A 13,182-nucleotide genomic window follows, 5' to 3' on the forward strand; every position below is an offset into this window, starting at 1 on the left:
AGTGTGAAAGCTATCGATTATAGTCCCAATCCTCAAAGACCTCAACTCGCACGCGCCATTAGGCGCTTAGAACGAGATGTATTACGCATGGGTGCTTTAGTCGAACAATCATTTCGCCTCAGCCACCAAGCGTTATTTGCTCGTAACTTAACAGCAGCTGAGGAACTTCCCCGATTAGATAAAAAAATTGATCGCTTTTATAGACAAATAGAATCAGACTGTACGGTGATTATGACGCTGCAATCGCCTACGGCTCAAGATTTGCGCTGCTTGAGTGCTTTTATGCAGTTGGTGCGAGACTTAGAACGCATTGGCGATTATGCTGAGGATTTAGCTGAGATTGCGATTAAAATTTTTCCTTATCCGCCTCATACGTCTTTGCCAGAAATTGAAGCCATGTCCCTTCACGCCCAGGCGATGCTAGCAACTAGCTTAAAGGCTTTGGGAGATTTCGATGAAGCTGGTGGACGCCGTTTAAAGCATCTTGATGATACTGTAGATGATGCCTACGATCGCGTTTATCAAACTTTAGCCCAACAACGGGATGTCCCAGGCGTAGTCGAGCCAATTATACTGCTGTCACTGGCAATTCGTTGTCTGGAACGCATGGCAGATCATGCCACTAATATCGGTCAAAGGGTAGCATATATTGTCACCGGTCAACGCTCTTAATTAACGTGCTGCCTACATCCCCGACTTCTTCAAGAAGTCGAGGATCTAAATCCAGTTTAGGTAAGGGATTTCCAAGAAATAAATTACTACTACTTGTGGGGTGGCCAGCGTTCGACTGACTTGTACTGAGCTTGCCCTTCGGCAGGTGTTACCCTGAGCCTGTCGAAGGGTCGAAGTAGCGCTCACGCCGAAGTCTTGCCCGCCTTTGGTTGCTTGGCAAACGAGATGCCCAACCTACAATATAATCATTAAATGTTTTTTATTTGGAAGTCCCTAAGCGCCATTCCACCCTACTGTGTTCATAATTATTTGCGCTGACATACTTACTTAGTCTACAGAAAATATCAAATAATTAAAAATAAGTTAACTAAATATTTTACTAAAAGCTTACCTCTTCTTAAACTTACACAATTAAAGTAACGGATAAACAACTAAAACATTTTGGATCTATCTTACTGATCGATACCTTAAACCAGAAGTTGTTTCCATGAAAAATTTTGAGTTAGCTCTAACTCTGATTCATCAAAATACACCTTCAGATATATAGGTAAAATTTGATACAAATTATTAGAGTTTCTTAATCATTGTAAATAGCGAGATTCCCTGATAATTATGTAGTTACGGTTAATCATGTATTCCATAAGTCCTACATCAAACTCTTCTGCCGTGTCAAATAGCTCTGCTTTGGACGGACAATTACCCCAGCAGATATTTACCCGTAGGGAAGTAATTCCACTTCAAAATGACGTACTTTGGCGTATTGATCATGGTGCAGTTCGTACCTTAACCTGGAGTGAAGATGGAACATTCATCACTCTCGGTTATTGGGGGTTAGGGGATCTGATTGGTTATCCTTTGTCTAGAGTCAAGCCATACCAGATTGAATGTCTCACTGGCGTGGAAATAAGCATTGTGCCACCTTATCTGTGGCATCAAGATATTAATGCTTTGTTGTCTCACATTCAACAGGCAGAGGATCTACTAAAGATTGTGCATCGAAAACCAATTTCGCTACGTTTATGGCAGTTTTTGGTGTGGTTAAGCGAAAAATTTGGACGTGATGTCGATCAGGGCAAGCTAATTGATTTAAATGTTACCCATCAAGATATTGCTGAAGTCTTAAATACCACACGGGTAACAGTTACCCGGCTCCTACAACAGTTGGAGTCGGAAGGAACAGTTTTACGTCACAAACGCCGGATTATTTTGCGCTCACCAAATAAATTAATTAAAAATTATGCTTCAGTATTATATTAAATGACTTGTATTTATCAGAGGAGATAGGTATAATCATTGCTGTGAATGTGTGTGAAATTCCTGAAAGTAAAGTATTTTAAGTATTTTACGATGATTGGATTAGTAGGTGTGAGTGAGACTAAAAACATGACAAAACAATTCTGGAATCTTTTTAAGGTTAGTCCGGTTGTTCTAGCTGCTACATTTTTTGTTGCCAATAGCGCCTTAGCTGCTGAAGTCAACGACCCAATAACAAATGTTTCCCAGTTATCTGAAGCTCAAGAGTCTAACGACATTAGTCAAGTAACATCAGTTTCGCAATTTTCGGATGTGCAGCCCACAGATTGGGCATTCCAAGCTTTACAATCCCTAGTTGAGCGCTACGGCTGTATTGCAGGTTATCCCAACGGTACCTATCGTGGGAACCGTGCTTTGACCCGTTATGAATTTGCCGCAGGTTTGAATGCCTGTCTAAACCGGGTTAACGAACTGATTGCTACAGCTACTGCCGATATAGTCAATAAACAAGACCTGGCTACTTTACAGCGCTTACAAGAAGAATTTGCTGCTGAACTAGCAACCTTGCGCGGTCGTGTCGATGGACTAGAAGCCCGCACTTCTGAGTTGGAAGCCAATCAGTTCTCTACTACCACCAAGTTGGTTGGGGAAGCGATTTTCAACATATCTGATGCTTTTGGTGGAGATAGGGCAGTTGCTGCTGGTAATTCAAATCAAAACTTGGATTCTAACACCACTTTTTCTGACCGTGTTCGTTTGAACTTGTACAGCAGTTTTAGTGGTCAAGACCAGTTGCAAATCCGTTTGACTGCTGGCAACATCGTTTCTAATGCTGCTGTCACAGGTACTAACATGACCCGCTTGGCCTATGACGTCGCTGCTCCCGACAACAACAGCGTTAGCATTGATAAAATCAACTATGCTTTCAATCTAACCGACGCAGTGCGTGTCAAGGTTGATGCAACTGGTGGAGAGTTATGGGAGAATGTGAATACCTTCAACCCTGACTTTTCTAGTTCAGCCAGAGGTGCCCTTTCTCGCTATGGACGTTTCAGCCCTATTTATCGTCAAGGTGCCGGTGGCGCTGGTTTAACTCTTACCTTCAATCCTAAAGGTCCGATCAGCTTGAGCGCTGCTTATTTAGCTAGGACTGCTAACGACCCTAGCGTTAATAATGGGCTGTTCGATGGTGATAACGCGATCTTTGGTCAGTTATCTTTCCAACCCAGCAAAGCTTTTAATATTGGTCTAACCTACGCCCGCAGTTATCAAGGTAATACTGTTGCCAATAACCTTTTGCAAGCTACAGGTAGTGCTTTTGCTAACAATCCTTTTGGAAATAACACTCGTACCGAATCCGACAACTACGGTGCAGAAGCTACCTTCCAACTTGGCTCTAAGTTGGCTCTCAGTGGTTGGGGAGGTTATACAACTGCCGATGCTCAAACTGGTGTTAATGCGGGTAGATATGCAGAAATTTGGTACTACGGTGCAACACTTGCTTTGAAAGACTTTGGCGGAGAAGGCAACGTCTTGGGTGTGATCTTTGGTCAACCACCCCAAGTTACTGGTGGTAACATAAAAAACGGTAGTGCTTTTGACTCTGGTACATCTTATCACTTAGAGGGTCTTTACAAGTACAAGGTTTCCGATAATATTCAAGTCACCCCTGGCTTGTTGGTAATCTTCAATCCAGAGAACAACAATAATAACGACACTGAATATGTAGGCACTCTACGTACTACCTTCACCTTCTAAAATCGGTGATGAAATATAAAGCTCAGAATTAGATAAACAAAACCCCGCTTCAAGGTGGGGTTTTGTTTAGATTTTTCAGGTCGCAGATTAATAAATCCACAATTATTATGAAAAAATTGGCTATGTAGGATGATCATCTGGCGGATTGGATATATCTTTTGGAGGGCGATCGCTACTCCAAGCCCACCACACAGAACCACACTGACAGTAGTAGAACTCTTGCCATTTGCGACGACGGTCTTCTGTAAGTACAGGCGATCGCCGATTTAGCCAAACTTTTTCAGCTTCCAAGCTACTCAAGCGGCAGCTAGGACAGCAAAACTCGTAAGCGTGTGTTGCTTTATTCGTCCATTCAGGCGGGATAGGAACAAAAGCGTCCATGATTAGGACAGGGAGTAGGGAGTGGGGAGTGGGCTTGCCGTGAGCGTAGCCGAATCGGAGTGGGGAATAGTATTGAAAAACGCTGTTAAACGACACTATTCTGACAAATTTGTCTATTCTATTTATAAATCTTATTTTACGACGGTTTGCACTTATAAAACAGCTTTTTTAAATCCTGCAAGAGGATCTCACAAATCAAAGATTAACACGAATGATAACTAAAATAGTTACTATCCAGATTATGGCTAATAATTAAATTTATGGAGCCAAATGTTGAAATTCGCCGTTTGTTAGATGTAATGCCTGCTTCTGGTCGGATGACGACAAAACTTGTTAGTCAGCCACAGCAAGCAAAAGTGATTGATGCCTCCTTTCCCCAACCCTGGAATCAGGCGCGACCGATATATATTAATTTCGATTTGTGGCGTCGCTTGACAAAGCCGCAACGAGATTTGCTGCTGTTGCAGATGGTTAGCTGGTTGACGGGGGTGAAGTGGTTTAAACCCGACATTTATCAAGGTATGGTGCTGGCGGGACTGGTAGGCGGATTCTTGGAAGCAGCACAGTCAGATGTGGTAGGTGTAGCCGTAGCTGGGGGATTAAGTGCGATCGCGGCTTGGAGGATCTGGCGCACTAATAAATCTCAAGAGTCAGAGTTAAATGCCGATGCAGCAGCAATTAAAATAGCACAACGGCGCGGTTATTCCGAAGCAGAAGCAGCGCAGCACCTGTTATCTGCAATTGAAGCCGTAGCTAAAATTGAAGGGCATTCCAGTTTAAATTTTGCTGAGTTGATTCGTTGCCAAAACTTACGAGCGATCGCAGGTTTATCACCAGTGGGTATGCCAGAAAGTTATGATAAGTAGAATAAATGTCTCTGCTGCCCATTTGTAGCAACATTTAAAGTGAAAAGTCTTGATATGGGTTTTTCACAGCGATCGCAAAACCTCTAAATTTCAGATCAGGTTTTGGTCTTGTCTAAGCTAAAGTTTTAGCATAGTTTCTCATTTTTTATAACTACAGTAACCTTTCAGTAACAAATAGGGCTTTGTGATTTATTTAGCCCCAGGCTTCTAGCGTTTAGGCGGCGAGTTGCAAGACATGAGCCTCAAACTAGCTACAATCGATGAGGCTATTCTACACTGGAATAAGAGAATGTGTGTTTAACTGACTTAGATATCAAAAAGTGCGGAGTTTTGTCATACCTTCTCAGTGTTGCTTATGAAGTGCTTACCTCGTGTGGTAAAACTTAACTTAAATTCTGTCAGTTACTAACGGAGTTGATGGGAATGAGTACCTTAATTTTTATTGGCTTGATAGTGGTTTACGGAGGCGGCGTTTTGAAGTTTTGGAATGGGTTTGGGCGGACTAATTTTAATCCGACTTTGACCAATCGCATTGGTTTATCTTTGCTATGGCCAGCTTTGTTTATTACAAATCAATCCTATCGTCGAAACTTTAGAAAAGCGTTGAAGGGCTAGAGTTTACTATTAAGTACAACGTCATCCGATCCTGAAGGTGGCATATATCTCAATATAAATCTAACCCCCCACCCTCCCTTCCTGGCTAGGGAAGGAAGGTTGGGTTTGCTCCTTTTAGGAAAAAGAGGAATTAGGGAGGGATAAGTTCGTTAACCGTTGGAAGTATTTCAACTGATGAATTTAGGAATTAGTGCCCATTGGTTATTACATGGATTGCTCCACCTACAGCCGCACCATCAACAGCATTGCCAAGGGTATGTCTACCATCGCCAGTAATTATCCCAGTCAAGGCGCTAGCCCCAGCACCGACTCCGACATCTTGACCAAGGTTCCGGTGACGGCGACCACGAGTGTTTCTCAGACCATTTGCACCATTGACTGCTGCACCAGTGACACCACCTTTGACAGCATTGCCTAATACACTACCATGTCCTCTAACAGCTCCTGTTACCACATTGGTAACAGCCCCAATACCTGCATCTCTTAGTACTTGGTCGTCAGCAGCAGCCGGTTTCGCGGGAACTAAGGTGACACCAGCTAAACTTGCAGCCATGAGACTGGGTAAAAGTGTACGCTTTAGGATATTATTCATTGTGTTACCTTCTCAAAACATCAAACAACTGGCTAAAAACCAAAGTTGCTGGAGTCCGATAAAATCTGATTTTTTCGTCTGAACAACAGCAACTAATTATTGTTCTCTAATATAGATCATCGCACTTCCAAAGTCATAACTGCATCTACTGAAAGCATGAATATAGATTCAGTCCAGAGAAGCCCTTACTAATTTATTAGGCAATACTAGAGATTATCTATTGACAAAATTACTAAAAGATGCTATTGGGATGTGAAAGTTGCATTTTTTCATTACTACCAAGCGATTTATCATTAGAAATCGCGTAGTGTTTACCTTATCTATCTAAAGGTAGTTGCCAAAATAATTAAACTAACTCGTCGGGGTTAATATTTAATTCTCTTAGTTTAGCAGCCAAGCGTTGCGTAGGTGTAGCCCGCACTTCTCTACGAGACGCTGCGTGTAGCTTGCTTATCCGAAGGAGTACGACAAAGCTCAGTGACCATCGTAGACATCGCTCCCATCCTATTTGTAGCAAATTACCCTGATTATCCCACCAGCGCAACCAGGGTAATTCTAGATTCTGATAGCGGCCTTGCCAAGTTCCCAATAGCTATACAATGTATCAGCGATTCTACTCCAATAGCTTTAGGATATGTTTTGGGATATAATTCCAATTCCACTGCTTAAAATCTATTTGCCGAAGCTCTTATTTCTAAGAATCTGTTGATAGCCAATTATCCAAGCTTAGTCCTTCAACTCTCAGCAAGTCAGAGTCATTAGAAACCAGAGTTAAACCGCGTGCGATCGCTGTAGCTGCTATCAATATATCTTGCTCTTGGATAGTCAACCCCCTGCGTTGTAAATCCACATATATTTCACACGCTAGTTCAATAATCTCTAAATCATCTATTAATAAAATTTTATATATTTGACAAAATTTATTAAACTCAGCTAACTGTCTAGTTGCATTGATAGCTAAAAGACCTCGTTTGACTTCATAGTAAGTTATGCAACTAATAAACACATCTTGTTTCAGACGACGCACTTCTCGAAACTTTTGCTCTACAATTACATTTCTCTTCAAAATATAACTAACAATATTTGAATCTAGTAAATAACTCACCTTATTGGTCTTCCTTCTACCACTGCATCAAAAATAGCTATTTGCTCGGGTGTTAAATCATTTAACGTACCTGAAACTGCCTCTAAAATTAAAATACTATCAATTCTGTCTGTCAAATCATCATCTTTAATTTCCGTCATTTCTTCTGGTGAGAATTGCCCAAATAGTTCAACTAACATTTGGCTCATTTCCTGTTGATTTAACTTGACTTGATATAAGCTATTACCTTTAAATAATTTTTCCACAATTGGCGATATCCGATTGATAAGTTGCTGATGATAGCTAGAGACTTTTTGCATAATTTTCTCCCAGTATTTCACTAATTACCTCAATTATAAACAATCCTCCTCTGCGTTAAAAAAAGGCTGGCAATATTTCGGCGTGAGGGCTGACTATAGTTTGGTCTTGTAGACTTATGATAAATATCTTCTGTTGGATTTCTCTTGACTCTACAATAGTCAAAGACCTGGCTATTTCCAATTGCCAAGTGTAAAATGTAAACTAAAACTCAGCACTTTGCGGTGTACGCGGAAAGGGAATCACATCGCGGATATTTCCCATACCAGTCATAAATTGCACGAGTCGTTCAAAACCCAACCCAAAACCCGCATGGGGGACAGTACCATAACGACGTAAATCAAGATACCACCACAAGTCTTCTGGGTTTAATCCTTGCGCTAACACGCGGCGTTCTAAAACTTCCAAGCGTTCTTCGCGCTGCGAACCGCCAACAATTTCGCCAATTTTCGGTGCGAGAATATCCATTGCGCGGACGGTTTTTTCATCGTCGTTTAAACGCATATAAAAGGCTTTGATTTGCGCTGGATAATCTGTAACGATCGCAGGCTTTTTAAATAATTGTTCAGCTAGGTAGCGTTCGTGTTCTGATTGTAAGTCTAAACCCCAACTTACAGGATATTCAAATTTAACATCAGCTTTTTCTAAAAGTTTGATGGCTTCTGTATAAGTTAAGCGTTCAAACTGATTATTAATAATATTCTCAGCTGTTGTCAACACAGATTTATCAATGCGTTCATTGAAAAATTCCATGTCTTCTGGGCAAGTTTCCAACACATATTTAAAAATGTGTTTCAGAAACGCCTCAGCTAAATCCATATCGCCTTCTAAGTCACAAAAAGCCATTTCTGGCTCAACCATCCAAAATTCTGCTAAGTGGCGGGAAGTATTAGAATTTTCTGCACGGAAGGTAGGGCCAAAGGTGTAGACGTTACTAAACGCCATCGCCATAACTTCCGCCTCCAACTGGCCGCTAACTGTTAAATATGTGGGTTTAGCAAAAAAGTCTTGGCTGTAATCTACTGCTTGATTTTCTGTGCGCGGAATATTCTTTAAATCCAAACTGGTAACACTAAACAGTTCACCCGCACCTTCGCAATCGCTAGCAGTGATAATGGGTGTGTGTACCCACAAAAAGCCTCTTTCGTGGAAAAATTGATGAATTGCTGTCGAACAAGCATTTCTGACGCGGAAAACTGCACCAAAGGAATTAGTTCGCGCTCGCAAATGTCCAATGGTTCGCAGAAACTCAAAGGAATGGCGTTTCTTTTGCAGGGGATATGTATCGGGATCAGCCTCTCCGTAAACTTTCACTATGTCGGCTTTCAACTCAATTCGCTGTCCTTTACCAAGAGAAGCCACTAATACCCCTGTCACTTCGACAGCAGCACCCGTATTCAATTTTTTCAAGATAGCTTCATAATCCGGCAAATCTTGATTAATCACGACTTGCAAATTAGCTAGTGATGAGCCGTCATTGACTTCAATAAAAGCAAACCCTTTGGAATCACGTTTCGTCCGCACCCAGCCTTGAACTTGGAGGGACTCATCAGGTTGACCACTTCGCAATATTTCTGCAATCCGTCGATTTACCATATTATGCAATTTATATTTCGTCAACGTCGGGAGTAGAGAAAAGAATCTTAAGGAGTTAACTCAATCTAAAATCCCAAATTGGGATTATCCAGCACAAGACTTTAATATCCAGCCTATGATAACGCCCATTCCGCCAAAGCGGACGGCTTGCCAGAAAGGTTTTTTGAAGCTACGCCAAGAAAATAACTGGCTTTCTAAATTTAGTTCTAGCATTTCCAATTGCTGTTGAATTTGCCGTAACTCTACTTTGATATCTGGTGTCTGAGATTTATTGTGCTTCAGTTGATCCCGGCGCTGTTGCCATTGTGCCTGTTGTTGGCGATCGCGTTGCACTTGATCATAACGTTCTTTTAAGGACAGGAGCGATCGCTCTACTTCTTCCAGTTCTTGTTCAAAATCTGGTTCGGGATTTTCCCCTGGCGGTTGCGATTGTTTTGGCGGCTTCATTTACAAGTAGTAAAGTAGAAGTAAATGCAAATGTGCCAATAGTCATGTCTCAATCTACCCAGCTGCCGAAAACCAGTCAACTGAATGAACTTAGTACCCTGGAACTAGCTCAAGCCCTCATGGAAAGGCTGACCATTTCCCCTAACGATTGGCATCGCCTCAAGTCTAACCGCAATTCTCGCGCTAATGAACAAGTGGCAGCAGCTATTGTGTATCTTTTAAAGAATCAGCCCCAAGAAGCTCAAGCTAGATTAGAACAAGCAGTAGGTTGGTTAGATCGGTCTATTTCTGCCCCTCCCTGTCCGAGTCATGAAAAAAGTTAGGAGTGAGGAGTGATGAGTTAGAAGTTTTAAATAATTAACTCCTGTAGAGACGCGATTAATCGCGTCTCTACTCCTAACTCCTAAATACCTTATCGCCGCAGAGATAATCCCCGGCGATTTTCCATTTGTTTACAAAGCCTCAATTCTGTGCCTTTGCGGTTCCACTGCACCTGATCAAAAATTTGATGGAGAAGACATAAACCACGACCACTTTCTGCCTCATCTGGTGGGAGATAATCTGTTGACTCTTCATCACTACAAGATGAAGGAGTAAAGCCGCTACCCTGGTCTGATATGATCCACCAATATTGATTATCTATTAAGGAAAAACGCACTACAACTGTTTTACTTGGATCAAGATTATTGCCATGTTTAGCGGCGTTGACTAGGGCTTCTTGAAGTCCTAGCCGCAATTCGGCTTGTAACTTTGCTGGAATTTCTGCCAACAGTAAATCTAATATCGGACAAAGATAGAGGGTTGAGGCAAAACTAATAGTGCCCCAATAGCGTCCAACTGGACGGAGTGAAATAGTAATCACAAGAGAAACCCCATAGCTTTCAGTTAGCTAGACATCAGTTTGCTATTACAGGCACCCTGATAAAACTTGAGGTGGTCATGCTGCCTTCAAACTTGCGTCTTTAAAACTAAATTTTGAAAATGCTAGGGAGCAGAGCATTGGCTTTATCTATGAGTTGGGATTGTTTAGATATATAGCGGCTGCAATAAGTTTGATAGTGAAGTCAGCAACTTCAAAAGATGCTAGTAATTCAATAGAGTATTGGCATACTCTAGTTAATTGCCGATCTGGAATTTACACAATCCAATTTCACATTTTTAAGAGCCTATGCAACTTGAATTTCTTTAAACAAAATGAATTTCTATTTTTAGCTTAATTTAATTTTAGCATCTTTAGTATGCACTAGACTAAAAATTTCAAATTTCACTTTTTTTAAAGGAATTACTACCCTTGTCCAAATGTGATAGCACAAGAAAGGCGGCAGCTTCAACATGAGCAGTTTGAGGAAAAAAATCAGCAGGTTGTACCCGTGTGATAGTATATTGCCCATCTTGACAAAGCAATTTCAGGTCACGGGCGAGGGTAGATACTTTACAGCTGACGTAAACGATCCTATATGGTTTCAATTGCCGTAAAGTCTCGATGACAGCGCGATCGCACCCTTTACGTGGCGGATCGAGTATTACTACATCTGGTATTGCGCCCATTTTTGGCAGCAATTTTTCTACTGCCCCAACTTGGAATGTCACATTATCAATTCCGTTGCGGTGGGCATTCAAAATAGCTTGGTCTACTGCTGCTGGTTGCACTTCTAATCCTGTAGCAATACGTACTTTGTTGGCGAGGGGTAAAGTTAAAGTCCCAATACCACAGTAGGCATCAACTAGGAACTCATGCCCTTGAAGATTGAGTTCTGATTGAATTACCTGCAATAGTGCCTCTGCTGTTTCTGTATACACTTGGAAAAATGTATCTGGGCGCACTTGAAATTCCAGTCCAGCAAAATTTTCACGCAGGTGTGGTACTCCAGCGATGCAACGGGTTTCTGATCCAAAGATAGCATTTGTGCGATCGCTATTACGATTGAGCGACACTCCCACTAACTGGGGATAGCGCTTTAACCATTCCTGGGCTTGGGTTTCAATTCCTGATAAATTCCAGTCCTTCACCACCAAAGTCAGCAACATTTCCCCAGTGTGTCGGCCAATGCGTAAACCAAGATGGCGAATTTTCCCTTGGTGACGCTGTTCGTCGTAAATTTGCCAACCCCGTTGTTGAATATCCTGCTTAACTTCGGCTAATAAAGGATTTAATCGTGAGTCTTGGACTGGACATTGATTTAAGTTAATTAATTGGTGACTACCTTTTTGGTAATATCCAGCTTGTACCTGTCCCGTTGCCGATATGCCTAGAGGATATGTAGATTTGTTACGGTAATTTAAAGCAAAAGGGCCGGCGAGTACCGGCTCAACTGGTGGTTGGACAAAACCGCCAATGCGTTCCAAAGCTTGGATAACTTGATTTTGCTTGGCTGCTAGCTGGTTATTATAATCAATATGCTGCCACTGGCAACCACCGCACTTATCCGCCACAATACAATTAGGTCTAATCCGGTGGGGGGATCGTGACAATAGCTCCTGGAGCTTACCGTGGGCGTATTTGGGTTTAACATGTACCAAGCGGACGATCGCGCGATCGCCTGGGACAGTATCCGGGACAAACACAACACGCTCATCAGCGCGTCCCACACCATCGCCTGTATCACTCAGATTAGCGATCGTCACTTCAATTAATTCACCCTGTTGCCAAATTATTTTAGTCATTGGTCATTGGTCATTGGTCATTGGTCATTGGTCATTGGGCATTGGGCATGGGTCATTCCCCTTGTCTCCCTTGTCTCCCTCATCTCCCCCACTCCCCACTCCCCCACTCCCCACTCCCCCCAAACAGATAAATTCAATACATAAGTAGCTCCTATCTCTTCACTTGTGTACCTCCGACTCGTTAAACTAACAGATAAATAATATTTCAGGTGATTTCAATCATCATGACTGTAATTAGCCAAGTTATTCTCCAAGCCGACGACGAACTGCGTTATCCCAGCAGTGGCGAACTTGAAAACATCAAAGACTTTTTGCAAACCGGCGTACAACGGACGCGGATTGCGGCTACCTTAGCCGAAAACGAAAAAAAGATAGTTCAGGAAGCAACCAAACAACTTTGGCAAAAGCGTCCTGACTTTATCTCCCCCGGAGGTAATGCTTACGGGGAACGTCAACGCTCTCTATGTATCCGTGACTTTGGCTGGTACTTACGTCTAATTACTTATGGCGTGCTTGCCGGCGACAAAGAGCCAATTGAAAAAATCGGTTTGATTGGTGTGCGGGAAATGTACAATTCATTGGGCGTTCCCGTAACTGGAATGGTAGAAGCGATGAATTCGCTGAAAACAGCCTCCCTTAGCTTACTGAGTGCAGAAGACGCTGCCCAAGCAGCACCCTACTTTGATTACATCATTCAAGCGATGTCTTAATACAAAGTGTGTGCTGCTTCTAGGAGTATATTTCCGATCTACTAGAATCAGTGCAAGATATTAGCACTCAATAGGCATAAGATCCCCAATTTGATCATACCTTCCCCACATTGGGTAGTGGCTGTGGCAAAATCTCTGTCAAGTTATCAACCAGTTGTGGGGAAATTTTATGGGCATTGGGCATTGGGCATTGGGCATTGGGCATTGGGCATTGGGCATTGGGCA

16 protein-coding genes are annotated in these 13,182 nt (G+C 42.2%); 7 read left to right on the forward strand and 9 right to left on the reverse strand.

Features of this window, described 5'->3' with window-relative positions:
- Positions 1 to 3: 3 nt before the first annotated feature.
- From phoU to HWQ38_RS05735, 3 genes are all read left to right on the forward strand, one after another.
- Positions 4 to 672, forward strand: a complete 669-nt coding sequence (phoU, locus tag HWQ38_RS05725) for a phosphate signaling complex protein PhoU (protein ID WP_292790958.1) — start codon at positions 4 to 6, stop codon at positions 670 to 672.
- 627 nt (positions 673 to 1,299) lie between these two features.
- On the forward strand, positions 1,300 to 1,929 hold the full coding sequence (locus HWQ38_RS05730; protein ID WP_292791000.1) for a Crp/Fnr family transcriptional regulator: 630 nt from the start codon (positions 1,300 to 1,302) through the stop codon (positions 1,927 to 1,929).
- Positions 1,930 to 2,055: 126 nt separating this feature from the next.
- Complete coding sequence (locus tag HWQ38_RS05735) at positions 2,056 to 3,684, forward strand: iron uptake porin (RefSeq protein ID WP_292790961.1); 1,629 nt, start codon at positions 2,056 to 2,058, stop codon at positions 3,682 to 3,684.
- Between the two features lie 120 nt (positions 3,685 to 3,804).
- On the opposite strand, the gene HWQ38_RS05740 is transcribed toward HWQ38_RS05735, so the two are convergent.
- A complete protein-coding gene (locus HWQ38_RS05740) occupies positions 3,805 to 4,065 on the reverse strand; it encodes a hypothetical protein (RefSeq protein WP_292790964.1) in 261 nt (86 codons plus the stop codon).
- Between the two features lie 260 nt (positions 4,066 to 4,325).
- On the opposite strand from HWQ38_RS05740, the gene HWQ38_RS05745 reads away from it, so the two are divergent.
- Positions 4,326 to 4,931 (forward strand): DUF3318 domain-containing protein, encoded by a 606-nt coding sequence (locus HWQ38_RS05745; protein WP_292790967.1) that lies wholly within the window; start codon positions 4,326 to 4,328, stop codon positions 4,929 to 4,931.
- A gap of 423 nt (positions 4,932 to 5,354) precedes the next feature.
- On the forward strand, positions 5,355 to 5,546 hold the full coding sequence (locus tag HWQ38_RS05750) for a hypothetical protein (RefSeq protein WP_292790970.1): 192 nt from the start codon (positions 5,355 to 5,357) through the stop codon (positions 5,544 to 5,546).
- Positions 5,547 to 5,733: 187 nt separating this feature from the next.
- On the opposite strand, the gene HWQ38_RS05755 is transcribed toward HWQ38_RS05750, so the two are convergent.
- The 6 genes from HWQ38_RS05755 to HWQ38_RS05780 form a co-directional block, all read right to left on the reverse strand.
- Complete coding sequence (locus HWQ38_RS05755; RefSeq protein WP_292790973.1) at positions 5,734 to 6,138, reverse strand: hypothetical protein; 405 nt, start codon at positions 6,136 to 6,138, stop codon at positions 5,734 to 5,736.
- Positions 6,139 to 6,484: 346 nt separating this feature from the next.
- The gene (locus tag HWQ38_RS05760; protein WP_292790975.1) at positions 6,485 to 6,727 is read right to left on the reverse strand and encodes a hypothetical protein; all 243 of its coding nucleotides are present in this window, start codon (positions 6,725 to 6,727) and stop codon (positions 6,485 to 6,487) included.
- Between the two features lie 105 nt (positions 6,728 to 6,832).
- Positions 6,833 to 7,243 (reverse strand): type II toxin-antitoxin system VapC family toxin, encoded by a 411-nt coding sequence (locus HWQ38_RS05765; RefSeq protein WP_292790978.1) that lies wholly within the window; start codon positions 7,241 to 7,243, stop codon positions 6,833 to 6,835.
- On the reverse strand, positions 7,240 to 7,542 hold the full coding sequence (locus tag HWQ38_RS05770) for a hypothetical protein (RefSeq protein ID WP_292790980.1): 303 nt from the start codon (positions 7,540 to 7,542) through the stop codon (positions 7,240 to 7,242). The genes HWQ38_RS05765 and HWQ38_RS05770 overlap by 4 nt, the downstream gene beginning before the upstream one ends.
- 202 nt (positions 7,543 to 7,744) lie before the next feature.
- A complete protein-coding gene (gene asnS, locus HWQ38_RS05775) occupies positions 7,745 to 9,136 on the reverse strand; it encodes an asparagine--tRNA ligase (RefSeq protein ID WP_292790983.1) in 1,392 nt (463 codons plus the stop codon).
- An 84-nt stretch (positions 9,137 to 9,220) separates the two neighbouring features.
- Positions 9,221 to 9,583: a hypothetical protein gene (locus HWQ38_RS05780; RefSeq protein WP_292790985.1), complete on the reverse strand. Its 363-nt coding sequence runs from the start codon at positions 9,581 to 9,583 to the stop codon at positions 9,221 to 9,223.
- 44 nt (positions 9,584 to 9,627) lie between these two features.
- Here HWQ38_RS05780 and HWQ38_RS05785 point away from each other — a divergent pair, with 44 nt between their 5' ends.
- Positions 9,628 to 9,906, forward strand: coding sequence for a DUF6439 family protein (locus HWQ38_RS05785; protein WP_292790987.1), 279 nt, complete (start codon positions 9,628 to 9,630; stop codon positions 9,904 to 9,906).
- An 89-nt stretch (positions 9,907 to 9,995) separates the two neighbouring features.
- Here HWQ38_RS05785 and HWQ38_RS05790 read toward each other — a convergent pair whose 3' ends face one another.
- Both HWQ38_RS05790 and rlmD read right to left on the reverse strand, forming a co-directional pair.
- A complete protein-coding gene (locus HWQ38_RS05790; protein WP_292790990.1) occupies positions 9,996 to 10,445 on the reverse strand; it encodes an anti-sigma regulatory factor in 450 nt (149 codons plus the stop codon).
- 395 nt (positions 10,446 to 10,840) lie between these two features.
- The gene (rlmD, locus tag HWQ38_RS05795; RefSeq protein ID WP_292790992.1) at positions 10,841 to 12,247 is read right to left on the reverse strand and encodes a 23S rRNA (uracil(1939)-C(5))-methyltransferase RlmD; all 1,407 of its coding nucleotides are present in this window, start codon (positions 12,245 to 12,247) and stop codon (positions 10,841 to 10,843) included.
- Positions 12,248 to 12,471: 224 nt separating this feature from the next.
- Between rlmD and apcD the strand changes: the two genes are divergently transcribed.
- Positions 12,472 to 12,957 carry an allophycocyanin subunit alpha-B gene (gene apcD / locus HWQ38_RS05800; RefSeq protein ID WP_292791003.1) on the forward strand — a complete coding sequence of 162 codons (486 nt, stop codon included), beginning with the start codon at positions 12,472 to 12,474 and terminating at the stop codon, positions 12,955 to 12,957.
- Positions 12,958 to 13,182: the final 225 nt, after the last annotated feature.

The organism is Nostoc sp. NMS7, assembly GCF_017115085.1.
GTDB lineage: Bacteria > Cyanobacteriota > Cyanobacteriia > Cyanobacteriales > Nostocaceae > Nostoc.

Bases quoted from the DNA above. Each gene is read 5' to 3' on its own strand.
- HWQ38_RS05780 (WP_292790985.1), bottom strand. From the start codon at position 9,583: ATGAAGCCGCCAAAACAATCGCAACCGCCAGGGGAAAATCCCGAACCA.
- HWQ38_RS05745 (WP_292790967.1), top strand. From the start codon at position 4,326: ATGGAGCCAAATGTTGAAATTCGCCGTTTGTTAGATGTAATGCCTGCT.
- HWQ38_RS05770 (WP_292790980.1), bottom strand. From the start codon at position 7,542: ATGCAAAAAGTCTCTAGCTATCATCAGCAACTTATCAATCGGATATCG.
- rlmD (WP_292790992.1), bottom strand. From the start codon at position 12,247: ATGACTAAAATAATTTGGCAACAGGGTGAATTAATTGAAGTGACGATC.
- HWQ38_RS05785 (WP_292790987.1), top strand. From the start codon at position 9,628: ATGTCTCAATCTACCCAGCTGCCGAAAACCAGTCAACTGAATGAACTT.
- HWQ38_RS05740 (WP_292790964.1), bottom strand. From the start codon at position 4,065: ATGGACGCTTTTGTTCCTATCCCGCCTGAATGGACGAATAAAGCAACA.
- HWQ38_RS05750 (WP_292790970.1), top strand. From the start codon at position 5,355: ATGAGTACCTTAATTTTTATTGGCTTGATAGTGGTTTACGGAGGCGGC.
- apcD (WP_292791003.1), top strand. From the start codon at position 12,472: ATGACTGTAATTAGCCAAGTTATTCTCCAAGCCGACGACGAACTGCGT.
- HWQ38_RS05735 (WP_292790961.1), top strand. From the start codon at position 2,056: ATGACAAAACAATTCTGGAATCTTTTTAAGGTTAGTCCGGTTGTTCTA.
- asnS (WP_292790983.1), bottom strand. From the start codon at position 9,136: ATGGTAAATCGACGGATTGCAGAAATATTGCGAAGTGGTCAACCTGAT.
- HWQ38_RS05755 (WP_292790973.1), bottom strand. From the start codon at position 6,138: ATGAATAATATCCTAAAGCGTACACTTTTACCCAGTCTCATGGCTGCA.